This window comes from Cobetia sp. 4B (genome assembly GCF_018831605.1).
GTDB classification, from domain to species: Bacteria; Pseudomonadota; Gammaproteobacteria; order Pseudomonadales; family Halomonadaceae; genus Cobetia; species Cobetia amphilecti.
Genome location: NZ_CP059843.1, coordinates 1,763,580 through 1,790,209, shown reverse-complemented (window position 1 = coordinate 1,790,209; position 26,630 = coordinate 1,763,580). Strand labels below are relative to the sequence as shown.

The window sequence follows — 26,630 nt, the reverse complement described above, 5'->3', positions numbered from 1 at the left end:
TGCCTGAGGGCTTCTCAGCGCCGATACTGTATATGAATACAGTATCGAAAGGAGACCCCACCCATGACCGTATCTGCCGCTCAACCGTCCCACGCCTCGCTGGCTCGCCCTCATCCAGCGCCGGAGCCCTGTGCGCTGCCGCACCCTCACATCACGGGGCGCGCTGGCATTTCCGGCTTCCCCTCGCCGGCCGAGGATTACGCGGGGCGCACGCTGGACCTCAACGAGCGGCTGATCAAGCGCCCGGCAGCGACCTTCTTCATGACGGTGGCGGGTGACAGCATGGAAGGCTTCGGCATCTATGAGGGTGACACCCTGGTGGTAGACCGCTCCATCGATGCCCGCCCCGGGCATATCGTGGTGGCACTGGTCGAGGGTGAGGTGGTGGTCAAGCGTTATGAGCTGATCGGTCAGCGCCCCTATCTGAGCTCCGGCAATGCTCTGTATCCGCCGGTCGCGATCTTCGACCTCGAATGCCAGGTCTGGGGGGTGGTGCGTTCCGTCATCCACGAATACGCGGTATGAAGACGCCGATGATCGGACTGGTCGACTGCAACAACTTCTACGCCAGCTGCGAGCGAGTGTTCGACCCGCGCCTGGAGGGCCGCCCTGTCGGCGTGATGTCCAACAATGACGGCTGCGTGATCGCGCGCTCCAACGAACTCAAGGCGCTGGGCGTGGAGATGGGCACCCCCGCCTTCCAGCTACAGTCACTCGTCCGTGAGGGGCGCATCCACCTGCTCTCCTCCAACTATGAGCTGTATGGCGACATGTCGGCGCGCGTGCGTGAGGTGCTGGAGGAATATTCCGCCGGGGTCGAGCCCTACTCCATCGATGAGATGTTCGTGCGTTTCGATGGCTTTGATCGCAACTCGATGCTGACATTGAGCCGCACCCTGCACCGTAATGTCCGCAAGTTCACCGGCATTCCCGTATGTGTCGGGGTCGCGCCAACTCGAACGCTGGCCAAGTTGGCCAATCGCGCTGCCAAGAAACGTCCGGAATTCGGCGGTGTCTGCGTGCTGGAACCCGATGAAGTCGGCACCCAGCGCCTGCTGGCCGATACGCCACTGGGCGATGTCTGGGGCGTGGGCCGACGATTGGTCGAACGCCTGGCACTGCAAGGCCTGCACACTGCTTGGGACCTGCGCTGCGCCGACCCGCGCGCCATCGGCCAGCGGTATTCCGTGGTTCTGGAACGCACCGCGCGCGAACTGCAAGGCACGCCCTGCTTCGAGATGAATGATGCCGATGACGCTCGCCAGCGCATCATGACCTCGCGCTCCTTCGGGCGCATGACCGGTGACTTGAATGAACTCAGGGACGCCATCCGCCAACATGCCCAGCGCGGCGCCGAGAAGCTGCGCCATCAAGGCAGCCTGACACGCGCCGTGCTGGTCTTCCTCAAGAGCAATCGCCACCGACCCGACCTGCCGCAATACTCACCCAGCACCATCGTCGAGCTGCCCGCCCCCACCAATGACAGCCGCGAGATACTCGCCGCCGCGCAACAGGCGCTGGAGCATATCTACCTGCGCGGTTATCGCTTCATGAAGGCTGGCGTGATGCTGCTCGACCTCATCGACCAGCCACGCGAGCAACTCTCGTTGCTCGACGACGAAGCGGATATCGCCAGGCGTGAACGCAGTCAGCAGCTGATGGCGACACTGGACGCCATGAATCAGAAGATGGGCCGCGGCACCGTGCGTCTGGGCGTCGCACGCCCCGACGCCGCCTGGCAACTGCGCTGCGCCCACCGCAGCGCCCGCTACACCACCAACTGGCAGGAATTGAAGCGGTTGCGTTAGTGGACTTGGCCGAAAGCTCTGAGCGCAATTCCGAGTGCCCCAACCATCAGCAATACAATCCCTTTCCTCGGCGCTCATACCGCAGAAGGCATGAAGGGAGTGAATGCGTAGATATCGCGCGCAACCTGATCGGATTGTTGCACCCACAGCAAAGGTGTTTTACGCCAGCGCCGCTTTATCAATGACTTGCGAACACTCATGCTGTGCGCCATTGCTGAAAAGCCAACAGTTGTGGAGTACCCGGCATGAAGATTCTACTGATCAACGGCGGCAAGGCCTTTGCCCATTCCAATGGCGAGCTGAACGCGACGCTGCATGAGCTGGCGCGCGGTGAGCTGGCCGAGCTGGGTCATGAAGTGCGTGAAACCGTCATCGAGGAAGGCTTCGAGGCCAAGGCGGAAATCGAGAAGCAGCTGTGGGCGGACCTGATCATCTATCAGACCCCAGGTTGGTGGATGGGTCTGCCGTGGACCGTGAAGAAGTATCTCGATGACATCCTGACTGAGGGCCACGGCTCTCTATATGCCAGCGATGGGCGTCATCGCACCAGTCCGACCCAGGGCTATGGCACTGGCGGCTTGATGCAGGGCCGCCAGTACATGCTGTCACTGACCTGGAATGCGCCACTTGAGGCCTTTGATGAAGAAGGCAACTTCTTCGAGGGCAAGGGCATCGATGGCGTCTACTTCCCGGTGCACAAGGCGATGGAATTCCTCGGCATGACGGCCTTGCCGACCTACCTGGCCACTGATGTAATCAAGAATCCTGACCTGGCAGCCTACACCCAGGCCTACCGCACGCACCTGCGCGAGCACGTCGGCCGCGCCTGAAGGCTCGGGGCGTCATACAGTCTGAGCTGATGACGCCTCTCCCAAGCTCTCGAATACACGAAAGGCTGCCCATGGGCAGCCTTTCGTCGTTGAGTAGCCGTCATTCAGCCATCAAGTAGCGATAATCCGGCGCTCGAGGAAACCTATCAAGGCCCGACCTGGCTCAGTGCCCCGCTCTGGCGAGAGACGAGCGAGACGTGATCCAGAAACAGGCGGAACATCTGGGCCTGGCTCGAAACGGCCAGACGCTGATAGATATGCTTGCGATGTACCTTGACGGTGCCATCGCTGATTGCGAGTTCACGCGCGGCAGATTTGGTGGAGTGTCCGGCCAGCAACAACTTGACGATGTCCTGCTCACGCTGCGTCAGAAGACCATCACCAAAGCTATCGAAGGCGGCCTCTACCGGCTCATGATGCTCCAGGCGATCCACGAAACTGACGCCCTGCCACTTCCAATACTCGCGCGCGAGGGGCTCGATGATCGGTTGCAGGTTCTTGAGCGCCAGCAGTGATTTTCGAGTCAGCGGCAGAGAGGTCTCATGCAATCCCAGCGAAAACACCATCACGATGTCGCCGGGCAGTTGTATGAAGATGCCAATTTCATCCTTGAGTCCCAACGCGCCGTAATAATGCTTGTAGTACTCACTGTCTTCGAAGCAATCAGGCGCCAGCTCACTCAGGCGGTAGACGCCGGGACGACAGCTTTGCTGGGTCGAGGTATAGAAGGGATCCAATATGTAGGCATCGCCAATATAACGTTCTACCCCCTGCTGCCGACGCTCAGGAGGATAATTGTCGTAGATCAGGATGGGTGCGCACCCTTGCTTGTAGGTGCTGACCAGTATCGTGTCAAAAGGCAGAATGTCGTGGAAGACGTCCTGCAGCAAGCGAGGGAATTCCGCCGAAGATGCCGATGTCATCAGCTTCGCCAGCACGCAATGCCAGCTCGATAGTTCTGGAGCGCACAACAACTCTTTGTGAATCATGAGCCGACCCTGGTGACGTATCGAGACATCCTAGCATAGCCAACGAAGGTATAACGCTGGCGCATCCGGAGCCATCACGCCCCGAACGCCAATGAAAGCGCCAGGCATGAGCCTGGCGCTTTCATTGCAAGACGCTTGTTCGTGTCAGAACGTCCAGCACGGATCATCCCCGCCACCACCATTCAGGTAATGGCCAACCAGATGGACTTCGTCTCGGTATATTCACCGAGTGTCTGCAGTGACTTGTCGCGGCCATTGCCGGACTGCTTCACACCACCAAAGGGCATCGTCATGTCCGGCCCTGCCCAGTTGTTGATATAGACCTGTCCAGACTGCAATCGGCGCGCGACACGAATCACCCGGTTGACGTCCTGACTCCAGAGCCCTGCTGCCAACCCATAGTCAGAGTCATTGGCGATCGCAATCGCTTCTTCCTCATCATCAAACCCCATGACGGCGAGAACCGGGCCAAAGATTTCCTCGTTGGCGATGGCCATGTCTGCCGTCACGCCAGTGAAGATGGTCGGCGCTATGAAACAGCCCTCAACCTGGCGATTGTCATCCGTGATGATCGCCTCACGTCTTGCCCCTTGCTGCTCACCGAGCGCAATGTAGCTGGCAATCTTGTCGTACTGTTCCTGATCGACGATGGCGCCCATGAAGCTTTGCGGGTCCAATGGGTCCCCCGGCTGCATGCTCCTGGCAGCTTCACACAGCGCACGAACGAATGGCTCGCGAATACGGTTATGCACCAACAGGCGAGAACCTGCGATGCAAACCTCTCCCTGATTATGGAAGATGGCGGCAGCGGCCTGACGTGCGACGCACGGGATGTCAGCACAGTCTTCGAACACGATATTCGGGCTCTTGCCACCACACTCGAGGAAAGTCCGTTTCAGATTCGACTGACCCGCATATTGCGTCAGAAGCTTGCCCACCTGAGTCGAGCCAGTAAAGGCAATGGCATCGACCTGCATCGAAAGCGCCAGCGCCTTACCGACATCTGTGCCGAAGCCTGGCAGTACCTGAAAGACTCCCTTGGGTATCTCCGTCAGCGCGATCAGTTGCGCCAGGCGCAGCGCCGAGAGCGATGACTTCTCGGAGGGTTTGAGAATGACACTGTTGCCAGTCGCCAAGGCTGGAGCAATCTTCCAGATCGTCATCATCAGCGGGAAGTTCCAGGGCACGATGGAGACGACCACGCCCAGGGGTTCACGCACGATCAGTCCCAACGCCTCTTCGCCGGTCGGCGCGACCTGACCATAGAGCTTGTCCAGGGACTCCGCGGTATAGCGTAGACATTCAATGGCAGAGGCCACATCGCCCAGCGCACTGGTGATCGGCTTGCCCATGTCGAGTGTATCGAGCAGTGCGAGCTCCTGCTGATGCTCGGCGATGAGTTCTGCCAGATGCAGCAAGGTGCGCTTGCGGGCTGCCGGTGCCAGCCGCGACCAATCGCCCTTGTCGAAGGCAGCTCTGGCACAAGCCACGGCGCGTTCTGCCTCGGGCGCCTCGCAGCGGGCCACCTGCGCCAGAGTGTCGCCCGTCGCAGGATTGAGAGAGGGAAAGGTCTTGCCACTGGCGGCGTGTGTGAACTCGCCATCGAGATAGGCGCGAGTTTCAAAGGACAGCTGGCTGGCACGTTGCTGCCATTGGGCCTGAGTGAGTGGCATGGTATGGCTCCGAGGGATGACTGTGGCGGAAAAGACGTGAGAACGGGATGGCAACGGTGGAGAAATCAGCGACCCGCACGCGCCAGCACGGATTCCAGCAGTACCTGGCAGCCGAGGGCACAGTCTTCAGGTGAAGCATATTCCGCCTCGTTGTGGCTGATGCCATCGAGACACGGCACGAAGATCATTGCCGTCGGCGCCACGCGCGAAACATAGACGGCGTCATGGCCAGCACCGCTCATCATCTCTCGTGAGGGCGCATCCTGATTGGCGACGGCCTGCCTGACGACCTCGATACATGCCTCATCGAAGTCGACGACTTCTGACTTCCAGATGCGCTCCTGCGTCACACTGACACCATATTCCTCCGACACCTTCTCAAGCATCGACATGAACGTGGCTTCCAGTGTCTCAAGCTCGGCTTCTTTCACATGGCGCAGGTCCACCGTCATGCTGACCTCGCCCGGAATGACGTTGCGCGAGGCGGAGGGAATATTCAGGGTGCCCACCGTGACACGTGCATTCCCTGTCGGGTCTGATTGCACATGCTGGTGGATCTGATCCATCAAGCGCGCAGCCGCCATCATCGCATCACGGCGGTAACGCATCGGCGTCGGCCCTGCATGTGCCGCGACACCAGAAATCGTGACATCAAACCAGCGAATTCCCTGAACGCCGGTGACAACCCCCAGTGACTTGCCTTCCTGTTCCAGCACCGGCCCCTGTTCAATGTGGAGCTCAAAATAACTGTCCAACCTGGGGCCCGTCTTGAAATCTGGCGTGCGCAGTCCGGTGCTCGCCAGCGCTTCGCCATAGGTAATGCCTGCGCTGTCTTCACGCGCCAGGGTATAAGTCGGCTCAAAGACGCCCGCATAGGTGCCGGACGCTACCATCGCCGGGGAGAAGCGACTGCCTTCTTCATTGCCCCATACGATCAATTCCAGTGGCCGGCGCGTGACAATGCCCTGCGCATCCAGCACTCGAAAGACCTCAAGTCCTGCCAGTACACCGAGAATGCCATCAAAACGTCCGCCCTTGGGCTGAGTGTCCAGGTGGCTGCCGGTCGAGACCGGGGCCAGCGACGGCTCGCTGCCCTCACGACGAATGAACAGGTTTCCGACCTCATCGACACGCATCTCGCAACCAAGTGCCTCGCACCACTGCATCAGCAGGCGGCGCCCCTGGGTATCCTCCTCGCTGAACGCAAGACGACAGGAGCCGCCCTTGGCCGTGGCCCCGATCTTCGCCATATCCATCAGGCTATCCCAGAGACGTTGCTGGTCGATCCTGAACGGCTGAACCTCTTGTGCAACTGCCTGCATGCTTGCGTCCTCTTGTTCTTGTGTCCGTATGTCGATGGGCGTGTACCGACCTGTCACTCAGCACCCCGCCGTCACATCGTGTAGACCGTCACCTTAGAAACTCACGCACCAGGAGCGGAATACCCCCATTGGGATATACCGGGCGGCTATCCGATCTGGATACGCTGGTTCCAGTGAACGATTGCAGCGAGAGCGACAGTGAAGAGCGCTTGGCACGCTGCATGACACCAGACCCCAGACAATCGCTGGCTCTCCGCCATCACCAACAACAAGAGACAACACTGATGACCACCAACACTCTGGATCACACCTCATCTATCGATGCACCATCCGAACATTCTGCCCATGGCCTGAGCGGCGATGCTCAAGCTGTCTGGGAGAAGGACAGAGATCACTTCATCCACCCCTTCACTGACTTCTCGACCTTCCACGAGCAGGGTTGCGACATCATCAGTGATAGCGACGGTATCTACGTGTCAGATATCGAAGGCAACCGTTTCATCGATGGTATTGCGGGGCTGTGGTGCGTGAACGTGGGGCATGGTCGCAAGGAAATTGGTGACGCGATGGCGGAACAGGCCACACGCATGGCCTACTTCTCTACCTTCAACAATCTGACCAATATTCCGGCAGCGGAATTATCGGCCAAGCTTGCCAGTCTGGCACCGGCACACCTCAACCACGTCTTCTATACCTGTGGAGGCTCCACCGCGAATGATGTCGCCATTCGTCTGGTGCATTACTACTACAACCGTATCGGAAAGCCGCAGAAGAAGAAGATCATCTCCCGCAAGAATGCCTATCACGGTACCACCTACATGGCGGCCACCCTGACAGGCATCGAAAGCAACAACTGGATGTTCGATACCCTGGACTCCCATGTCAGCTATCTCAGCGAAGCCAACTGTTATCGTCGTCCGAAGGGCATGAGTGAAGCTGACTATTGCGACCAACTGGTGAATGAATTCGAGAACAGAATCGAAACACTGGGCGCTGACAATATCGCCGCTTTCATCATGGAGCCCATCATGGGCGCAGGCGGTGTTCTCGTCGCTCCCGAGGGTTACCACACTCGCATGCAGGCCCTCTGCCGCCAGCACGACATCCTGTTGATCGTCGATGAAGTCGTGACAGCCTTCGGACGTCTCGGCCACTTCTTCAGCAGCGAAAAGGTCTTCGGTCTCAGCCCGGACATCATTACCTGCGCCAAGGGACTTTCCTCAGGCTATGTGCCGCTTGGCGCAACGCTGATTTCAGACTCCCTCTATGAGGTGCTGGGTACTCCCCAGGGTAAAGGTGGTGTATTGAGTACAGGGTTTACCTATTCAGGCCATCCGGTCAGCTGTGCCGCCGCGCTCAAGAACATCGAGATCATGGAAAGAGAAGCGCTGTGCGAAAACATCCAGCGAGTCGGCCCCTATCTTGAGGCGCAGTTGAAAACCCTGAAGCATCACGCTACCGTTGGCGACGTTCGCGGCAGTAACTTCATGATGTGCTTGGAAAATGTGGCAGACAAGACAACCGGCGAGCTCTTGCCACTGGAAGCACGTGTCGGGGATAGGGTCGCTGCAGAAGCACAGAAGCGAGGCTTGATCATTCGCCCTGTCGGCCACCTCAACATCATCTCTCCGCCGTTGATCTGGGATGAAGCCGTGATCGATCAGGTCGTGGCCATCCTCGATGCCTCATTCTCGGCAGTCACCGAATCACTCACGCAAGACGGTTATCTGTAACAGTCCAGAAAATGGATTGATGTGACGCGGCCTCGCCCAGGTTATCGCGTGTTGCCGACATTGCCGCTGGCCCTTGAACTTCGCTGCGCCAGCGGCATCGGCCGTCACATATGTATAAAAAATTATAATGACAAAAGGTATGTTATGGACAATTTTGGATACATGAGCCTGATCCCCACAGGCATCGTGCTCATCATGGCGCTCATTACACGCAGGACAATCGAATCACTCATGACAGGGGCAATCGTCGGCTTGTTGATGATTGACCCTTACAATGCCATTTCAGATGGCGCAGATACCATGCTGACGGTGCTGGCCAACGATACCGTCACCTGGATCATTCTCGTATGTGGTCTATTTGGCAGCTTCATCGCCTTGTTGGTAAAGACAGGCGGTGTACTCAGCTTCGGGGCAGCACTTGGCAGCCGAATCCGGACCAGGAATCAAAGCTTGCTGGCAACCTGGGTGCTGGGCCTGGTGATCTTCGTCGATGACTATCTGAATGCGCTGACCATCAGCGCCTCGATGAAGAAGATTACCGATAGATTCAACATCTCACGCGAAAAACTCGCCTACATCGTCGACTCCACCGCTGCACCAGTCTGTGTATTGGTACCCTTCTCGACCTGGGCAGTCTTCTTTTCGGGCCTGCTGGAAGAAAATGGCATCCCGGGAAATGGCATATCCATGTATATCGAAGCCATTCCTTACATGTTCTACGCCTGGGTAGCGGCAGCTATCGTACCGATGGTCGCCATGGGCTGGATTCCCAATATCGGCCCGATGAAAGCCGCCGAACTGCGTGCCGCCTCTGGGCAGACCATCCCCGATGACAGCACTGACACGACACTGGAAGTCGAAGATACCGGCAAGACACCGCCACACCTGCTCAACTTCCTGGTGCCGATGTTCGCGCTGGTCTTCTTCACCTGGTATTTCGACACTGACATTCTACGCGGCGTGATAGTGGCACTGCTGGTACTGTTCGTGATGATCTTTGCGCAGCGTCTGCTCAGCTTCAATGACACCTTCGACACGGCACTGGAAGGTTTCAAATCGATGCTGCTGCCTCTGGGAACACTGGTTGCCGGCTTCTTCCTGAAAGAGGTCAATGACACCCTGGGGCTGACCACATTCGTCATCACTCATGTGCAACCCATCATGACGCCGGGGCTGCTGCCGATGGTCATCTTCCTGACCATGGCCTTGCTGGCCTTTGCAACCGCCTCTTTCTGGGGCCTCTTTGCGGTGGCAATGCCGATCGTCTTGCCGCTCGCCATGAGCATGGATGCCAACATGCCACTGGTCGTGGGCGCACTGATCTCGGCCAGCGCCTTCGGCAGTCACGCCTGCTTCTATGGTGACTCCACAGTGCTCTCGGCACAGGGCAGTGGCTGCTCTCCCATGTCGCATGCCTTGACCCAACTGCCTTACGTCTTGATCGCGGCATCGATATCCGCGCTTATCTTCCTTGCCGCCGGCTACCTGTGAGACGAACATCATGACCCGCTTCTCCCCCTCTCATTCTCTTGATGTCTTCACTCCAGGCTCACCTGCTGCCAAGGGCTTCTTCATGCCTGCCGAATATGCCAGACATGATGCCTGCTGGATGCTGTGGCCACAGCGGCCGGACACCTGGCGTTACGGTGCCAAGCCTGCCCAACAGGCTTTCGTGGATGTCGCCACGGCCATCGCCGGCAGCGAGACCGTCATCGTCGGCGTCAATGATGAGCAGTACGAAAACGCACGCAATGAGCTGCCCGCGCATGTGCGTGTCGTCGAGATATCCAGCAACGACGCCTGGATGCGCGATGTCGGCCCAACCTTCCTGACTCATCCGGATGGCCGTATTGCCATGATCGACTGGGAGTTCAATGCCTGGGGCGGCCTCAATGGAGGACTCTATTTCCCCTGGGACAAGGACCGCAGAATCCGCACCAAGATCTCGCAGATTCTGGATGTTCCGCGCTTTGATGCCTCGATCATGCTGGAAGGCGGTGCCATTCATGTCGACGGCGAAGGGACGCTGATCACGACTGAAGAGTGCCTGCTCAACGCCAATCGCAACCCTGATCTGAGTCGCGAGCAGATAGAGCAGATCCTCAAGGACCATCTCGGTGTCACCACCATCATCTGGCTTCCCAATGGCTGCCATCTGGATGAGACCGATGGCCACGTGGATAACCTGTGCTGCTTCGTCGGGCCTGCAGAAGTCGCCCTCAATTGGAGCGATGATCCCCAGGACCCACAGCATTCGATCTCCAAGGCGGCGCTTGAGGTTCTCGAGAACTCCGTGGATGCCAGAGGGCGTGCCTTCAAGGTGCATCTGCTCCCACAGCCCGGCCCTCTGTATATCCAGGAAGATGAAGCCAATGGCCTGGACCGCCTGGGTAGCTCACACCCGAGACGCCCCGGCGACCGGATGGCGGGTTCCTACGTGAACTTCTACATCGCCAACGAAGCCATCGTCATGCCATTGCTTGACCCGGCGCTGGATGATGTCGCGCGCGAGAAACTGCAAGCCATCTTCCCGACTCGGCAGATTCTTGGCGTCAATGCTCGTGAAATTCTGCTGGGGGGTGGCAACATCCACTGCATTACCCAACAGCAACCCAAGCGCCTGACTGAACGACACTGACGCCTGTTGGCGTAAAAAGAAGCCCGCCACCGGTGACATGACCGATGGCGGGCTTCTTGCGTTCTAACGAATAGCGGCGACCAGCGCTCACTATTGAGAGGGTACAGGTCTCAGAAGCTCCAGCTGGCGTGCGTCCAGAAGATACGCCCCGGCTCATTGACCTGTACATCGCCCTGCAACGGATCGTCGTAGAAGCGATTGACGTGGTAGGCGTAGGCCTTGTCGAACAGGTTGGAGATGCCGGCGCTCAACTCGATGGCGTCAGTGACATGGTACCCACCTTCCAGGCCGACGATGCCGAAGCCTGCCGTCGCGTCTTCACTGTCGGAAATACGCGACTGACGTGCGGCCGCATCGAATCGGGCACCTGCCCACCAACGATCCGCGTCATAGCGTGTCGCCAGATAGCCATTGAAGGGGGCGACCTGTGACAGGGGCGTCCCATCGCTCAGGTTGGTGCCGTGCGTGGCGGCAACGCCTGCGGAATGCCGCCAGCCGTGTTGCCGCCAACTGGCTTCCAGCTCGATACCGTAGATCTCGGCCTCGACATTGTCGTAGGTGGTCAGCGAGTCGCCTTCGGTCAGCTCGATCCAGTCATGCACCCGGTTGTAGTAGGTGTCCGCCGAATAACGCCAGGCGCCCTGCCTGACCGCCACCCCAAGCTCGAGCTGCTGATGGATCTCGGGATCAAGCTCTGGATTACCCAACCAACCATCGGAGTCGGACTGGCGGTTGTAATAGCGCTCACTGGCCGTCGGGAAGCGTACGCTGCGACTGAGCGCCGCATAGCCTTTCACCGCCTCATTGACGCGATGCTCCAGACGCGCCAGTGCACTGAGTTCGCCATCACGCTGTTTGGCGTCAACATCATCGCCATACTGGGCACGCCAGGCGGAGATGGCCGAGGCATTGCTACCCACCACCTCATTGGCATCTCGCGCATCACTGATGGAGACGTCATAGCGCGCACCGGTCACGAGTCGGTTGTCGGCATCAAGGATGGTATCCAGTTCCGCGAATACCCCACCGCGCGTCCGCACGACATCCGGCCAGGTCTGGCTATCCGACAGGCTATCCAGTGACATGCCCATCCGGGAGTTGGTATTGCTCTCGAGCCGTTCGGCATCGGCACCCAGCGTCAATATCGCGTCATGTCCGCCGACAGTCAGCGGAATATCGCCCTGGGTGCTGGCATACCAGGTCTCGGTGGTCGCGCTGGAGAACATGGCCATGTCGCTCATGTCCATATCTGAGCTCATATCCATGCCCGAGCTCATATCCATGCCCGAGCTCATGTCCATGCTCATCGAGTTGGCGCTGGAATCATCAAAGTCACGCAGGGTGACGTTATCCATGTCGTGCACGACGCGAGCATGGTTGACCTGTGTCTCGGTGTGCGAGAACGGCCCGACGTTGTCGATGGTCAGCTTGAGATACTGGCGGTCCATATCGCTGCGTGGCGCATCCATGGTGGGATACAGGGCATCATCGATGCGCACCACGGCGAAACCCGCCTCGATGGCGACATCCTCGGTGGCGAAGGCGCCAATGCGGATACTGCCATTGTCGCTGCGATACGCGCCTGACTGAGTATCGCCATTGCCATCCTCGTAGTTGTTGCGCTCGGAATGCTCGAAGTCCAGTGCGGCCCAGAAATCGCCCTGCTTGGCGGTCAGTGACAGAGTCTCGCTGGTGGCGTCATCATTGCTGCGCCAGCCAGCCCCCAAGGTACCCTGGACGCCATCATCATCGCTGCGCGAGGGCGTCTGACGCGTCACCTCGATGCTGCCCGCGGCAAAGTTGGGGCCGCGACTGACGGTCTGCGCGCCCTTGTAAAGCGTGAGGTCCGACTGACTGCCGGCAGTGGCGTAACCCAGTGTGGTGTCCATGCCCCCCGGACAGGCGGGATAAAGCGATGCGCCATCCACCTCCTGGATGAGGCGCTCACCGCCCTGCGCACGGAAGATGGCCGAAACACCGTGACTACCCAAGCGCGAGCCACTGACACCATTGACCTCGCGCAGCTGTTCGCCAAGGTCCATGTCGCCCTTGGCATGCCCCGCATGCACGTCGTGGACGGGGCTGGCCATGGGCGCCTGAGCCTCGATACGGATCAACGGCAATACGCTGGTGGTGTCAGCATCGGCGTAAACCGGCAGCGTGCCACTACCCGCGATCGCGGCGGCAATGGCCATTGGCAGACGACCACGCGATGCGCTCACTGGCGATGACAAACGACGCGCACGAATCGGGAAATTGGCGAGAGACAGTGTCATGCGCTGGCCTCCTGCAGGTCATCCCCTCGCTTGTGCGTGGCGCGAATCCACAGCCAATCCAGCAGCCCCATCACGATCAGCGAGAGGCCGACCAGCGGGAAGATGACACCGATGATCATCATCAAGCCCCAGACACCGGCGATTCGCTTGCGCTCCTTGGGCAGCGGCGGGATACCGATACCGCCCACCGGACGACGCTTCCACCACATCACGCCCGCACCGACGCTCATCATCACCATCGCGATACAGGCCAGTACCAGCACCAGCTGGTTGATCAGCCCGTACTGCTGCCCCAGGTGAACATTGATGCCCCACTCCAGCGCTCGACCCAGCGGGCCATAATCGGCGTAATGCATGTCCAGCAGCACATCGCCGGAATAGCGATCCACATGCACCACCTGCTGGCGCTCCAGCGCATCCGGATAGATGGAGCCGGTGTAGACGCCCTGCGGCGAGCCCGGCAGGTTGATGGCATAGCCCGGTGCCAGGCCTTCGCGAGCGAAGATGCGCTCAGCCTGATCGAGGCCGATATCGGCATGGGCAATCGCGGCGGCGCTCAGCGGCACGGCCGCAGCGCCGGATGACTTATCGACACCAGACTTGGTGCTACCACCGCCATGCCCGGCATGCTCTCCCTCGTCCACGACATGGCTTGTCGCTGCAGCCGGCAAGGAAGATAACGGGATAACGGCCTGTTCGAGCGACCAGGTCGTCCGCTCCTGGTCCACCAGACGGGTATCCGACATCGGCGTATTCACGCGCACGCCATCGGGATACCCGAAGTTATGCCCGTTGGCCAACTCGTTGACCTTGGCACCCCACACCATTGACCACGGCATGCCAGTCACGGCGAGAAACAGGATGAAACCAGCGGCGAAGATGCCACACACGGCATGCAGGTCACGCCACCACAGACGACGCGCAGGCGTGGTACGCAGCGTGACGACGCCACCCTTCTGGCCCCGCGGCCACCACAGATACAGGCCGCTGAGTACCAGCAGGATGCTCCAGCCGGCAGCGATCTCGATCGCGGCATTGCCGATGGGGCCGGTGATGGCGAGGCTGTGCAGATTGCGCACCGTCCACATGATGCTGTCACGGTAGGCCATCTGCCCCTGCACTTCACCGCTGTAGGGATTGACGTAGACCGCCTGCTTGCCACTGCCATCGGCTGCCACGATATCGACTTCCGTGGTCAAGTCACTAGCCGCAGGCGGCACGACACGCACGGCCTTGCCGGGCAGACTTTGCACGGCGACACGCACCTGCTCGCTCAGCGGGACACTCGCCTGTGCCTGGCCATTGGCCTGTTGCACCACCGGCGTGTTGACCTTCATCAGGTCGGCATGCACGAAGTGGTCGATCTCTTCACGGAACAGATAGAGACCGCCGGTGACAGCCAGCAAGGTCAGGAAAGGCAGCACCAGCAGGCCGGCATAGAAATGCCAGCGCCACACGGCACGGTAGATATCGCTGAAACCGCGAGCGGCGCGACCCGCGGAGTCGGTATTGGTTATTGAACTCATCTCGATTACCCATCGACAGGTGCCACGACGCGCGACGGATGCTTTGTCCGCCGGTCAACGCGAGGTCACCAAACACTATGGAGAGCCACCGCGAGGTGGCCCAGCAATTCATGGCGCGAGGGAATCGTGGGGTGGCGCGCGCCCGGGCGGACGCAGATAGACATTGATGTCGCGAAACGCGACAAGGCAGGGACGCGGGGCCGCGTCGCGAGACAACCGCCCCAACGCCAGCAACAGGGCAACGGCGACCAATGCCAGCGTGAAGGCCGCCATGCTGGCCAACGGACAATCCGAGGCAGCGGAACTGTGGGTGATCTGCGCCTGCGAACCGCTTTCGCGAGCGGCGCGGATTATCCAGTCGCTATCGGCACTCACCCAACGCCCGGTACCAACGCTCTCGAAGACGGCATGGTCGTTGACCATCACCACTCGTGGGGCCGCCAGCGGCATGACCAGCATGGCGGCCAACGCGATCAGCATCACGAAGACGACATGCCCATTGGCCGCGGTCAGGCGTGACAGGGCGCGATGATAGGAGACGGATTGACGCCTGGCGTGGCGAGTCGAGGGGCAAGTCGCGGTCATGCGCCCCCCGTGACCGGCACGTTAGCGTTTTCGCTCGTGTTGACGGCCGCAACACTGTCAGAAGACGGCGCTGCGGCCACGGACTGGAGCAGGAACGTCAGACGATCAGCAAGCTGCTCAGGCGTCTGACTGAGCGGCAGGGTGTCACGCAGCCGGCCCTGCTCATCGATCACGAAGATCGCCACGCTGTGGTCGATCATATAATCGGCCTCACCGGCCGACGCCTGCGCTTGCGCGTGTTCAGGAGGATGACTCTGCTCGGGTTCTCGCCGCTGAAACTGGATACCGAGCCGCTGAGTGAATTCCTCCAGACGCGTGTCGTCCTGTGACGGGAGGCGAAGGCCAGTCACCGGCAGGCTGAAGGCAGACAGATAACGTGACAGCACGGGCAGGGTGTCGCGCGCCGGATCCAGCGTCAGAAACATCGGATGCAGATGCGCACGTGAAGTCTCGTCAAGGCGTTGCCAGGCCATCTGCAGCCGGGCAAGCGACAACGGGCAGATGTCCGGGCAATGCGTAAAGCCGGGAATCAGCACGCTCAGGTGACCCGCTTCCCCCCGAGACAGGGTGTCCGCGTGCAGCAGTCCCCGCGTGGAAGGCAGCTCGAGCGTCGTCGGCCACGCATCACGCGGTTGATGCGAGGCAGAAAGCCCCGTGATCAACGCGATAACGACGAGGGCAAAAGCACTGAGTCCCATCAGGATCAGCTTGCGCGGCGACATGAACACTCCAGCGTGGCGTGCAGAGAAGGTAAAGGCAGCAGGGTCGATGACAGGGATGCTAACCATTCACACCCGTGAAACCACTAATGCGACAAGTTGCCACAGCGATTGCCTCGGGCCTTCGCGAGCGCGACAAGCCCCCAGATAGCGTAAAGCCATCACCACCATCATCAGATTCAAAGTGCGTCTCACCCGGACGGGCACGACACTGTCTCCATGCTCACGCAATTGAGCCAGTCCCCCAACCCCTTCTTCCCCTCACGCCATGAGGCTTCGCCATGATTCAGCGCCTTTCCCTGCACCCAGCCATCCTTGAAGTGCGCGACCTCGATGCCGCTTGCCGTTTCTTCACCGAAACACTCGCCCTGCCCATCCTGTTGCGCAACGCCACCAGCGCGACCCTGGAGCTGAACCATCGCCGAGACAAGCAGACCAGCGTATTGCTGTTGCAGCGCAGTGCCGAGCAACCCGACAGCCGCCAGCTGACGCTTGAGATCGAGCGAACGGATTTTGCCCGCTTCCGCGAACAATGGCAGGCCCAGGGAGCGCATCTGATCGAGAGTCACGGCAGCAGCGCCCCCGGCTGTGCCTGGCAGGTGCTCGATTGCGTGCTCCCCGATGGGCATCGCCTACGCGTGGTCAGCATCAACCCCGAGCGCTGCGCCCCGACGATCAGCCGAGGCATGGGCATGGCACCCTGAGATTCCAGCACACCAGATGGCTCGAGAGTCTCCGCTGGGCCGGCGCAAGACACAAGCGCCGGCCCCGCTATCAAGTGCGCCATCATGGCGAGAAATGACGTACCGGTGAGGCGTACAAGAAGATGGCTTGAATGCCCATCACGGCTGAGGCGTCAGTAGTTGACCAGCAAGTCATCGATGACCGGGTTCATCTTGGTTTCGACCCCGGCAAACTTGGAGAACGTCAGACCACCCTTTGCGACAAGATGATATTGCGCATAGGCGATTTCATCGCCATATGGATCATTGAGCCAGAGTTCTGCGTGTGACAGATAGGTCGTGAAATCCCATGAGCGCAAAGCGGTATACGTCAATATCACTTCACAATGGCCAGGGACCGGAGCGTCATAGACTCGCGTATTCAAGCCATTGCGACTGAAGCCCCGTTTGATCACACTCAGGAAGCCGGGCACGATCACGGCCTCATTGCGCTCGATGCACACGGTATCCAGATAGGACATGCGCTCCAGAGGCTGAACCTGCACCGAGGTACAGCCGGCCATCACGAAGGTGATGGAAGCTGCCAATAACGCCTTCGTCATCCCTGTCATTCTTGACTCCCTGTCATTGAACAAGAGGCTTTATCGCGAGATATGCCATGGAAGGCATGCTTGTCCGCAGGGTATTAGTGAAAACAAATAAATGCGAGGAATCTGCCCGTGATCAGGCGTAATTCCCCCATGCAAGCGCGAGTCTCCTACAGAGACACCGACAAATGATGACAGGCGTGGCAAACATGAGTCCCCTTTATCACGCCGAGCCAATAATGCCCCACTGACAGCGTGCGCGGATGTCCGCATTGCCGCACTCTTGCCCGACGCAGCATTAAGTATTGCTCAGCGACAGAATCGCCAGCCCCGCGTGCCGAGGTGGAAGTGATCACGATGGGCGGCGTTGTAATCCGGCCCCAGCACGGTACCGAAACTCTCACAGGCAGCGTCCTGCACGGCACGCAGGAAGCGGCCCGGGGCATCTTCATCCTCGGGCGCCGTCCAGTCGCGCGGCAGGCGAACCTGACGGCCGTCCGCCAGCGTGAAGCCTGTGACATCCAGCGCATCCGCAGTGGCATGTTCACTGCGGCGTGCGTTCTCTCGTCCGTAGATGTTGCGACAGGCGTAGCTGCCAACATGGAACACTTGCGTCACCTCGCTCCCCATGACCTTTTGCGCCGCTGACCTGAGCCCATGACGCTCGAAGCGCAGCCAGCTCACCGCCAGCGGGCAGCTGGCAATGAAGGACTGATTGAAGCGAACACCCTGCTCACCACTCGCGCCTGACGCCGAATGCATGCGTACGCTATTGATGAGGTCACAGCCGTTGTTGCTGGGGCGGTCCGGCAGGAAGGTCACCCGTTGCGGGGCTTCCCGCGCGAGAAATGCGCGACAGGCGGCCGGGTTCTCGTTCAAGCGTGAGAGCTTCCAGCCGGTCACCATGCCGGGCGGGTCCTCCAATTGCAGTGGCGCCCACGGGAGATAGTGAGCGGGTATCCAGCGCTCCAGCACGATGATATCGCGCTGGACCGCAACGCCCAGGCCGATGAGCACCAGGCATATCAATGTGAGCCCCATGCCTTTGCGGCGCTGCTTGTGCTGCAAACCGTTCATGTCCGCCTCCTGTACACGTTGCAGGCCCTCACCTGCCCCGGGCTTCGCCTGCATTGGACTTCACCTGCCCTGGGCTTCACCTGCCCCAGGGTGACTGACCACCGTGAATGGCATGACGTATCGACCGCCTCATATATGCCATATCAGAAACAGTGAAATGAAGGGGCGAGGCGCTGTCAGAGACGCGGTTGTCCACTATGCTGGACGCCATTCAGCAGACCAGCCACATGCCTATAGGGGCCACGCCCCAGCTGCTCTCTGCACGCCAATCCGCTATCAGGAGCGCACATGACGACAGCCCCTACCTCACGCCTGGGCACGATCCCGCTCTCGGTGCTGGACCTTGCCCCCATCCGCGATACCGGCAGTGTTGCTGAAACCTTCCACAATAGCGTCAGTCTCGCCCAGCATGTCGAAGCGCTGGGCTTTCATCGCCTGTGGCTGGCCGAGCATCACAACATCGATGGCATCGCCAGTGCCGCCACCTCGGTGCTGATCGGCCATGTGGCGGGCAAGACCTCCCGCCTGCGGGTCGGCTCGGGCGGCATCATGCTACCCAACCATCCCCCACTGGTGGTGGCGGAGCAGTTCGGCACCCTGGCCACGCTCTACCCGGACAGGATCGATCTCGGGCTTGGCCGCGCGCCGGGCTCCGATGGCATCACCATGCAGGCGATGCGCCGCGACCCTTCCGCCGGCGTGAATGACTTCCCCCAGCGGCTGGCCGAACTCGAGCAGTATCTGGGCGAGGCTTCACCTGGTCAGCGCATCAAGGCCATGCCGGGACAAGGCACTCATGTCCCCCTGTGGCTATTGGGTTCCAGCGACTACAGCGCACGCCTGGCAGCGAAAAAAGGTCTGCCCTTCGCCTTCGCCGGTCAGTTCGCCCCCGGCTACATGCTGGAGGCCATCAAGCTCTATCGCGAGAACTTCACGCCCTCCGAGGTGCTGGATGCGCCCTATGTGATGCTCGGCCTGCCCCTGATCGCCGCCGACAACGATGAACGCGCCCGTTTCCTGGCCAGCACCCAGCAACAGAAATTCCTCAATCTGATCCGTGGCAAGAGCACGCGCGCCCTGCCCCCACGCGAGACACTGGACTGGTCAGCACGCGAGGAAGCCATGGTCGGCCAGAATCTGGCCGCTGCCATCATCGGCGGGCCAGAGCGCATTCGCAGCGAACTCGAGCATCTGCTGGAGGTGACGCAGGCCGACGAATTGATGTTCAACTCGGATTTCTATGAGCATGCCGACCGCCTGAAGAGCTACGAGATACTCGCCGAGGTCGCCGGCCGCCGGACGCCGGCCGCCAGTCAATGACGTGAGCCCCTTCACGCTGACTGGCTTGCCAAGACAAGACGCCGCTCACATCCCCTGTGAGCGGCGTCTGTCGTTCTGAGCCTGCTGTGAAGACACGCACTGACGTCATGAGCTGAAGGCGATGAACTTAAAACGATGAGCTTAAGGCGATAAGTTCATGCCACGACTCGGCTCAATGATGGTCGCGCGGGTTCACGCGACGATTCTTGACGTCCGGCGCACGGCGGATGCGATCTTCCTCCGCCAGGCTGTCAGCCTCGAAGATATCCGCACCGACCGGTGTCTCACCATGACGGCGATACAGCTGACTGAGCATCTGGCGACGATCAGCCCGCAGCTCCTTCACCAGTACCACGATCATGCCGTAGATGATGAAGGTGAACGGCAAGGCCGAGAGTACCGAGGCTGACTGCAAGCCCTTGAGACCGCCCGTCGAGATCAGCGTCAAGCAGATGGCCGCGATCAGCACGCCCCAGGCGATACGCTTGTAGAGCGGCGGATTGATCGAGCCGCCGTCGGTCATCTGCGCCACGATGTAGGACGCCGAATCGGCGGAGGTCACCAGGAAGATGAAGATCAGCATGATCGCGACCACCGACAGCACGCTGCTGAAGGGCATCAGGTCGAACATCTCGAACAAGGCAGACGTGATGTTGGCATCCGTCGCGGCCGCCAGACCGACATCACTGGCCAGCTCCATGTTGATCGCCGCGCCACCGAAGACACCGATCCACAGGCACGCCAGCAGCGGCGGCACGATCAGCACGCCCACCACATACTCCTTGATGGTGCGGCCACGCGAGACACGCGCGACGAAGGTCCCGACGAACGGCGACCAGGCGATGACCCATGCCCAATAGAAGACGGTCCAGGAGCTGTTCCAGTCATTACCGTCATAGGGCGACATGCGCAGGCTCATGCCGATGAAGTTCTGCAGATAATCGCCGATGCCCAGGGTGATCGTCTTGAGAATGTCCAGCGTCGGGCCAGTGAACAGCACATACAGCATCAGCGCGATGCAGATGCTCATGTTGAGGTTGGACAGGCGCTTGATGCCCTTGTCGAGCCCGGACCAGGTCGAGGCCATGTAGGCACAGAACATCACGCCCATGATGATGAACTGCCATTGCCAGCCTTCTTCCACGCCGAAGACGAAGTGCAGCCCCCCATTCATCTGCAACACGCCCAGGCCCAGCGATGTCGCGACCCCCATCACGGTCGCCACCACCGCAAAGACATCCAGAATCGGGCCGTAGCGGCGCGCCTTGGGATGCTTGGCCGTCACGGAAGACAGCACCGAGGACACCAGCCCCGCCTGTCCCTTGCGGAACTGGAAATAGGCAATGATCAGGCCGACCACCGAGAAGGCAGCCCACTGATGGACGCCCCAGTTGAAGAAGGCATATTGAATGGCATAGCGCGCAGACTCTGGCGTCTCGCCCGGCATATCGGCGAACGGCGGCTTCAGATAGTGCTGCATGGGTTCCGCCATCCCATAGAACACCAGTCCGACGCCGAACCCTGCTGCCAACAGCATGCTGACCCAGGAAAAGAAGGTATAGGAAGGCCGGCTATCCTGCGGCCCGAGCCGGATCTTCCCGTACTTGCTCAACGCGAGACTGATGAGAAAGATCACGAAACCAAAGACGGATATCAGATAGAACCAGCCGAACATGCTGGTCACGGCGCCGAGCGCCTGATCTGCCAATTCACCGAAACGGGTGGGGAATCCTGCCCCCAATGCGACCAGCCCCAGAATGATGATGACCGACGCGCTGAATACGCGCTTTCCTCCAGATGTCATAAATCGCTACTCCCTGTGAGCTGTGACAGCGGTGAGGTGGATCGCGCACCAGCGAGAAACGAGTAGCGTATCGCCAACGAATATTCGCAGTGCCTTCTAGACATGAACCTGATTCCCCAGAACTTCAAGGGCAGACGACGTCAGCAGCACAGGAAAATTTGTCACCGTCTGTACAGGTAAGCGTTTGCCCCAACCAGGCCACAGCCTCCGCGTGGGAGGAGAAAGCCGCTTTTGAAAGGTCAGTGCAGGCTTTGAAAGACAGTGCAGACCTTGGAAGGACTGTGCAGGCCCTGGAAGGACAGTGACGAAGGAGCAGAGGGACGGAAAGTCCCGGGCAAGCTGGCCACTCACGATGGCGAGATCGCCAGATAACCTCTACATTACTTGTACGATAGTTATAAAACGCGATTCACCGCCGACATGACATCCCACCGAGGGTATTCCCGATGCCTGCACATACCACTGCAGCACACCCGCCACGCACCGCTGTGACCCCCACCCACGCGTCGCCTGCTACCCCACTACCCCCAAGCCAGCTCGCCGATCAGCCGCTCGCCCACCAGGACGAGACCAGCATGACACTCGAGTCGCTGGCACGCGCACTGCAGCACGGCATGGTGCCGGTGGTCGAGGTCATGTCACTGGATGGCATCTACAAGGTGAGAATCCATCATTGCCACGGCATCTCGGACCTGACGCGCAATGATCACAGCGCACTATGGTTCAAGGGTACCGGTGAGATACGCGACTTGATGGGCGCGCGCGGCATCAGCCACGGCGTGCTGACTTGGGCGGATCAATGGGGAGATGAAATGATCGGGGTCGAATCGCGCAGCCTCAATCAGGAAGAGCTTCTCGCCTGGGGCACGCGTATCTGTTTCAAGTGATACCCGAGAGATGTCCCCCCGGGGATGTCAGCCCTGACACATAAAAGCCGCCCCTGCCGAGGGCGGCTTTTATGTGTTGCTGTGCCATATCCAAGATCATCCATCCGGCCAGCTCTCAGCAGAATGTGCATGGCTCAAGCTCTGTGGAGAATGCGAAGGGATTGGAGGCACCTCACTGGCTCACGGCTTCTTCATTGGCCACGAAACCGGCATCAGTGCACAGGCGGCTGAATTCATCCCAGTGCTTCATGACCTGCCAGGCGCCTGTGGTCCGCAGCACCTCGGCGTGGCCCGGCGGGATGTGGCTGGCGCCCAGATGGCCGACGACCTTGAGGCCCGCGGCCACGGCAGCCTGCATTCCCGTGCGGCTGTCTTCCACCACCAGACATTCCTCGGCAGAGCGTCCCAGCGTCTTGAGAGCGAGCAGATAAAGGTCAGGCGCCGGCTTGGGATTCATGACCTCATCGGAAGTGAAAATCGGCAGCTGCTCGTCGCCATTGGCCGCGGCAATCTCATCGAGAATGCCACGCAGCCCCGAACTCTCGAGATTGATCTTCATGCGCTGCTCAGAGCTGTTGGACACGATTGCCAACGGCAGACGCTGATCGCGAATCCACTCCAGCGTCTTGCGCACCCCGGGCATGGCCTTGAGCGAGTCGCCCAGACGGGCATCGACGAGTTGGCGTACCTGGTCGAGCGCATCCACGGGCAGCGTGTGCTGACTGCGGGCTTCCAGGTCCAGCAGGATATCGCGCGTGATCATGCCCAGACAGCGGTCCAGCTCATGCTCGATCTGCTCTTCACTCCCCAAGTCTGGCAGCCAGACGGGAAGTTTTTCCTTGAGCACGCCATCAGCGATGATCTCGCTATCCACCAGTACACCGTCACAATCAAAGATAAGTTGCTTCATGCGAGCTCCAATTCGAGAAAAGATGGCCGAAACACGTGATGAACAAGACACCTTGTCGCGCAAGGCATTGAGCGGCCACAAGAAGTGATATCCCTTATTGATGAGGGCAGAAAACTGAAAAGCAATCCCGACATTCTGCAGCAGATCTGAGCGAGGATTTTTCGAGGCAAGGCTGTCGGTAGGTGACTTGACGCGTTCAAGGGTAATGCACTGCAATGGCAACGTCATGACAGGAATTCTTGCCTTATCAAGACACCCATGCAGGAGGAAGTATGCGACATCGCCATTCCCGCACATGTTCACATCCCTCACACTCATCCGGCTTCGGCACGGGCCTTCTGGCCGGCGCCGCCGCGGCAACTGCCTTCTTTCTGGGCCGGCGCCTCAACAGTGCTCGCAAGGTCAGTAGCGGCCATCCGCTGAAGCATCAGGTGCTCGATGCAGCCTCGCAGGTCATGCAGCGCAAGTATCCGCTGGAAGCGATGAGTACCTACCTCAACGGCTTCCACCATTACGCCGATGACATGGGGCGTCAGGTGGAGGCCAGCCACTTCTGCATCCACCTGGAACATGATCTGCACCAATGCGTGATCTTCGATTCCAATCGCAGTGATGCCCGCTTGATCGGGATCGAATACATCATTAGCGCCGAGCGCTACGAGCAGTTGCCCGAGGAAGAGAAGCCGCTCTGGCACAGCCATCACTATGAGGTGAAGTCCGGCATCCTGGTGGCCCCGGGGATTCCGGAACTGGCGGAGCGCAGCTACTTCGAGGACCTCGTCACCACCTACGGCAAGACCTTCCACACCTGGCAGATCGACCGCGACGACTTCCCCTACGGTATCCCGCAGCTGATGATGGCCTTCACCCGTGACGGTCAGATCGACGAGGAGCTGATGAAGCGTCGTGATGAGCGCCTGGGCATCAGCACCGAGGAGCGCCGCCGGAAGCGCGCCGAGATTCCGCTGCCCGATGTCAGTCCCAAGGCCAACGGTGGCCCGACCCCGCCCGACAGCGAGTCACACCAGCCGCCGCATGAGAGCCTGAACGACTGCCGCTGAGGCCAGCGGCGCATCAGCGACACAAGCCACGACATGCAGCTACGACAAGGCGCCTGGCAATCATTTGCCAGGCGCCTTGTCGTTTCAGCTATCGCGCCAGGAAACCGCAATGGGCATCCCGCAGGGCTCAGCTCTGATTGTCGTGTCGCGGCTTGTCTTCACGTGATGTCGAGGCCATCTTCTCGAGCTCCTCCTCACTCATGGAGTCATACATCGAGCGAGCGGCCCCATCCAGTTCGCTGACCTTCTGCTCGCCGCGACGTGCTGACAGTGCTGCCCCGGCTGCCATCTGCTGTGCCTTGGACTTGGCTGGCATGATTGTCCTCCCTCTGGGCGAATATCGTGAACCATGGTCGGCTGCCATGAGCTCGACCATGCCGCTTGCTGTCACTCTCCACAGGCCATGCGGCCCGCCTTCGCCCTTTTCAAGCCTCGCGATGCCTTGAGTTTCCCCTCTCTGACCCAAGGCCATGTAGAAGAGACAGATAACAGTCCTCAACAAGAATATCGCCATCCAGCAGCAGGAGAGCCACCATGCGTGACGTCGAATTTCCTCAACATCTTTCGCCCCATACTGCCAAGGATGACCTGACGGCGCTGGACGCCGAGCAACTGGCATGCGGGTATCAACACGGTGAGTTCGACCCGTTACAGGTGACCCGAGCGGTGCTCGATCGTATCGAGCGACTCAACCCGCTCGTCAATGCCTATGTGCATGTCGCGCATGACACGGCGCTGAAGGAGGCGCGTGAATCCACGCAGCGTTGGCAGGCCGGCAAGCCGTTGAGTCCGCTCGATGGCATTCCGACCTCACTGAAAGACCTGACCGATGTTGCCGGCATGCCAGCGAGAGCAGGCTCCCTGATCACGACGGCTACGCCATGCCAGCAGGATGCGCCGCCGGTCAGGCGCTTGCGTGAGGCAGGCGCGATTCTACTGGGCAAGACCAACACCCCCGAGTTTGGCTGGAAGGCCGTCACCGACAACCTCGTGCATGGCACCACCAGCAATGCCTGGAATACCGAACTGACACCCGGTGGCTCTTCCGGTGGCGCGGCTACCGCCGCCGCCCTCAATCTGGGCGTGCTGCATCAGGGCGGTGACTCCGGAGGGTCGATCCGTATTCCTGCCGCCTTCAGTGGCATCTTCGGCTTCAAGCCCACCTTCGGCTGGACACCGCAGTGGCCGCCCTCCAAGGCTGCCTTTCTGTCCAGCATCGGGCCCATGACCCGCAGCCCCCGTGACGCCGCCGCCATGCTCAATGTCATCGGCCGTCACGATGCCCAGGACCCTTACGCCAATCGCGGCCAACCCGAGGATTGGGGAGCGGATATCGGCAAGCCGCTGGCAGGACTGCGCATCGCCTACTCGCCATGTTTCGGGTCTGTCGAGGTCGACCCCGAGATCGCAAGTCTAGTGGAGCGCGCCGCACAACGTCTGGCGAACCTTGGCGCGGACATCGTGACGGTCGATCCCCCGGTCGAGACAAGCCTCGAGACGTTTCGCAAGATCTGGTTCACCGCCTCGCTGGGGCTCTGGGATGACTGCGATGCCCAACAGCGCGAACTGCTCGACCCCGGGCTGGTCGAGAATGCCATGTGTGCACGCGAATGGTCGTCGCTGGATCTCTTCAAGGCGCTTGAGGAGCGCTACCGGATCACCCAGGCGCTGGAGCAATTCAATCAGGATTACCACCTGTTGCTGACACCCAGCGTCGCCGTCACCCCCTTCGCCCTGAATCATCAGGTACCCCCGGGTAGCCAGATGCATGACTGGGAGGAATGGGCACCGTTCTCGTACCCCTTCAACCTGAGCGGCCAACCTGCGGCGTCAGTGCCCTGTGGCTTCACGTCTCAGGGGCTGCCCGTCGGCTTTCAGCTGGCAGGCGGCAAGCACGATGACGTGCGACTGCTGCGGGCAGCCGCTGCCTATATGGATGCCTACCCTACCGCGCATCCCGCCGAGCCCTACCCCGCGAGGTGAGATCGCGGCCGCACTGGCTGACCGGCGACCTTCACATACGACAACGCCCGCCACTGCCCCTTCATCAGGGCGGTGGCGGGCGTTGGCTGTGATGCCTGTCATCCAGGCAACAGGCTATTTCCAGGAACTATTTTCAAGGACTATTTCAAAAAGCGATCAAAGGGGCTATTTCAATACGCCTTGCAAAAGGCGATTCATATGAACGCAGCCCCGTGAGCC

23 protein-coding genes are annotated in these 26,630 nt (G+C 60.2%); 11 read left to right on the top strand and 12 right to left on the bottom strand.

What is annotated here, in order from left to right:
- The first annotated feature begins 63 nt into the window (after positions 1-63).
- The 3 genes from umuD (at position 64) to H2O77_RS07620 (ending at position 2,638) form a co-directional block, all read left to right on the top strand.
- Positions 64-525 carry a translesion error-prone DNA polymerase V autoproteolytic subunit gene (gene umuD / locus H2O77_RS07630; protein WP_043332158.1) on the top strand — a complete coding sequence of 154 codons (462 nt, stop codon included), beginning with the start codon at positions 64-66 and terminating at the stop codon, positions 523-525.
- A gap of 8 nt (positions 526-533) precedes the next feature.
- Positions 534-1,808 carry a Y-family DNA polymerase gene (locus H2O77_RS07625; protein ID WP_043332341.1) on the top strand — a complete coding sequence of 425 codons (1,275 nt, stop codon included), beginning with the start codon at positions 534-536 and terminating at the stop codon, positions 1,806-1,808.
- Positions 1,809-2,053: 245 nt separating this feature from the next.
- Positions 2,054-2,638 (top strand): NAD(P)H-dependent oxidoreductase, encoded by a 585-nt coding sequence (locus tag H2O77_RS07620; protein ID WP_043332160.1) that lies wholly within the window; start codon positions 2,054-2,056, stop codon positions 2,636-2,638.
- A 146-nt stretch (positions 2,639-2,784) separates the two neighbouring features.
- Here the strand turns inward: H2O77_RS07620 and H2O77_RS07615 are convergent, their stop codons facing one another.
- The 3 genes from H2O77_RS07615 to H2O77_RS07605 form a co-directional block, all read right to left on the bottom strand.
- Positions 2,785-3,627 (bottom strand): helix-turn-helix transcriptional regulator, encoded by an 843-nt coding sequence (locus H2O77_RS07615; protein ID WP_043332162.1) that lies wholly within the window; start codon positions 3,625-3,627, stop codon positions 2,785-2,787.
- Positions 3,628-3,809: 182 nt separating this feature from the next.
- Positions 3,810-5,300, bottom strand: coding sequence for an aldehyde dehydrogenase (locus tag H2O77_RS07610; protein ID WP_215824301.1), 1,491 nt, complete (start codon positions 5,298-5,300; stop codon positions 3,810-3,812).
- A gap of 65 nt (positions 5,301-5,365) precedes the next feature.
- Positions 5,366-6,622 (bottom strand): Zn-dependent hydrolase, encoded by a 1,257-nt coding sequence (locus tag H2O77_RS07605; protein WP_052384357.1) that lies wholly within the window; start codon positions 6,620-6,622, stop codon positions 5,366-5,368.
- Between the two features lie 284 nt (positions 6,623-6,906).
- Here H2O77_RS07605 and H2O77_RS07600 point away from each other — a divergent pair, with 284 nt between their 5' ends.
- From H2O77_RS07600 to aguA, 3 genes are all read left to right on the top strand, one after another.
- Complete coding sequence (locus H2O77_RS07600; protein ID WP_082388492.1) at positions 6,907-8,355, top strand: aminotransferase; 1,449 nt, start codon at positions 6,907-6,909, stop codon at positions 8,353-8,355.
- A gap of 162 nt (positions 8,356-8,517) precedes the next feature.
- Positions 8,518-9,846 carry a Na+/H+ antiporter NhaC family protein gene (locus H2O77_RS07595; protein ID WP_225996407.1) on the top strand — a complete coding sequence of 443 codons (1,329 nt, stop codon included), beginning with the start codon at positions 8,518-8,520 and terminating at the stop codon, positions 9,844-9,846.
- 10 nt (positions 9,847-9,856) lie between these two features.
- Positions 9,857-10,993 (top strand): agmatine deiminase, encoded by a 1,137-nt coding sequence (gene aguA, locus H2O77_RS07590; RefSeq protein ID WP_052384358.1) that lies wholly within the window; start codon positions 9,857-9,859, stop codon positions 10,991-10,993.
- 110 nt (positions 10,994-11,103) lie between these two features.
- Here aguA and H2O77_RS07585 read toward each other — a convergent pair whose 3' ends face one another.
- The 4 genes from H2O77_RS07585 to H2O77_RS07570 form a co-directional block, all read right to left on the bottom strand.
- Complete coding sequence (locus H2O77_RS07585) at positions 11,104-13,269, bottom strand: TonB-dependent receptor (protein ID WP_215824300.1); 2,166 nt, start codon at positions 13,267-13,269, stop codon at positions 11,104-11,106.
- On the bottom strand, positions 13,266-14,795 hold the full coding sequence (locus tag H2O77_RS07580; protein ID WP_043332171.1) for a PepSY domain-containing protein: 1,530 nt from the start codon (positions 14,793-14,795) through the stop codon (positions 13,266-13,268). The genes H2O77_RS07585 and H2O77_RS07580 overlap by 4 nt, the downstream gene beginning before the upstream one ends.
- 108 nt (positions 14,796-14,903) lie before the next feature.
- On the bottom strand, positions 14,904-15,380 hold the full coding sequence (locus H2O77_RS07575) for a hypothetical protein (protein ID WP_043332172.1): 477 nt from the start codon (positions 15,378-15,380) through the stop codon (positions 14,904-14,906).
- Positions 15,377-16,102 (bottom strand): SCO family protein, encoded by a 726-nt coding sequence (locus tag H2O77_RS07570; protein WP_043332173.1) that lies wholly within the window; start codon positions 16,100-16,102, stop codon positions 15,377-15,379. Before H2O77_RS07570 ends, H2O77_RS07575 begins: the two co-directional genes overlap by 4 nt.
- A gap of 278 nt (positions 16,103-16,380) precedes the next feature.
- Between H2O77_RS07570 and H2O77_RS07565 the strand changes: the two genes are divergently transcribed.
- Positions 16,381-16,803, top strand: a complete 423-nt coding sequence (locus H2O77_RS07565) for a glyoxalase/bleomycin resistance/dioxygenase family protein (protein WP_043332174.1) — start codon at positions 16,381-16,383, stop codon at positions 16,801-16,803.
- Between the two features lie 152 nt (positions 16,804-16,955).
- Here the strand turns inward: H2O77_RS07565 and H2O77_RS07560 are convergent, their stop codons facing one another.
- Positions 16,956-17,393 (bottom strand): Sbal_3080 family lipoprotein, encoded by a 438-nt coding sequence (locus tag H2O77_RS07560; protein WP_084589272.1) that lies wholly within the window; start codon positions 17,391-17,393, stop codon positions 16,956-16,958.
- A gap of 285 nt (positions 17,394-17,678) precedes the next feature.
- Positions 17,679-18,446 (bottom strand): extensin family protein, encoded by a 768-nt coding sequence (locus H2O77_RS07555; RefSeq protein WP_240548748.1) that lies wholly within the window; start codon positions 18,444-18,446, stop codon positions 17,679-17,681.
- Positions 18,447-18,734: 288 nt separating this feature from the next.
- Here H2O77_RS07555 and H2O77_RS07550 point away from each other — a divergent pair, with 288 nt between their 5' ends.
- Positions 18,735-19,766, top strand: a complete 1,032-nt coding sequence (locus H2O77_RS07550) for an LLM class flavin-dependent oxidoreductase (RefSeq protein ID WP_043332177.1) — start codon at positions 18,735-18,737, stop codon at positions 19,764-19,766.
- A gap of 172 nt (positions 19,767-19,938) precedes the next feature.
- Here H2O77_RS07550 and H2O77_RS07545 read toward each other — a convergent pair whose 3' ends face one another.
- Positions 19,939-21,570, bottom strand: a complete 1,632-nt coding sequence (locus tag H2O77_RS07545) for a BCCT family transporter (protein WP_043332179.1) — start codon at positions 21,568-21,570, stop codon at positions 19,939-19,941.
- A 575-nt stretch (positions 21,571-22,145) separates the two neighbouring features.
- Between H2O77_RS07545 and H2O77_RS07540 the strand changes: the two genes are divergently transcribed.
- Positions 22,146-22,457, top strand: coding sequence for a hypothetical protein (locus H2O77_RS07540; RefSeq protein WP_043332181.1), 312 nt, complete (start codon positions 22,146-22,148; stop codon positions 22,455-22,457).
- 172 nt (positions 22,458-22,629) lie between these two features.
- Here the strand turns inward: H2O77_RS07540 and H2O77_RS07535 are convergent, their stop codons facing one another.
- On the bottom strand, positions 22,630-23,595 hold the full coding sequence (locus H2O77_RS07535; RefSeq protein WP_240548747.1) for an HAD family phosphatase: 966 nt from the start codon (positions 23,593-23,595) through the stop codon (positions 22,630-22,632).
- A gap of 44 nt (positions 23,596-23,639) precedes the next feature.
- Between H2O77_RS07535 and H2O77_RS07530 the strand changes: the two genes are divergently transcribed.
- Positions 23,640-24,428, top strand: coding sequence for an OBAP family protein (locus tag H2O77_RS07530; RefSeq protein WP_052384359.1), 789 nt, complete (start codon positions 23,640-23,642; stop codon positions 24,426-24,428).
- Between the two features lie 127 nt (positions 24,429-24,555).
- Here H2O77_RS07530 and H2O77_RS07525 read toward each other — a convergent pair whose 3' ends face one another.
- Positions 24,556-24,744 (bottom strand): DUF3008 family protein, encoded by a 189-nt coding sequence (locus tag H2O77_RS07525; RefSeq protein WP_043332182.1) that lies wholly within the window; start codon positions 24,742-24,744, stop codon positions 24,556-24,558.
- Between the two features lie 218 nt (positions 24,745-24,962).
- On the opposite strand from H2O77_RS07525, the gene H2O77_RS07520 reads away from it, so the two are divergent.
- Positions 24,963-26,411, top strand: a complete 1,449-nt coding sequence (locus tag H2O77_RS07520) for an amidase (RefSeq protein ID WP_052384360.1) — start codon at positions 24,963-24,965, stop codon at positions 26,409-26,411.
- Positions 26,412-26,630: the final 219 nt, after the last annotated feature.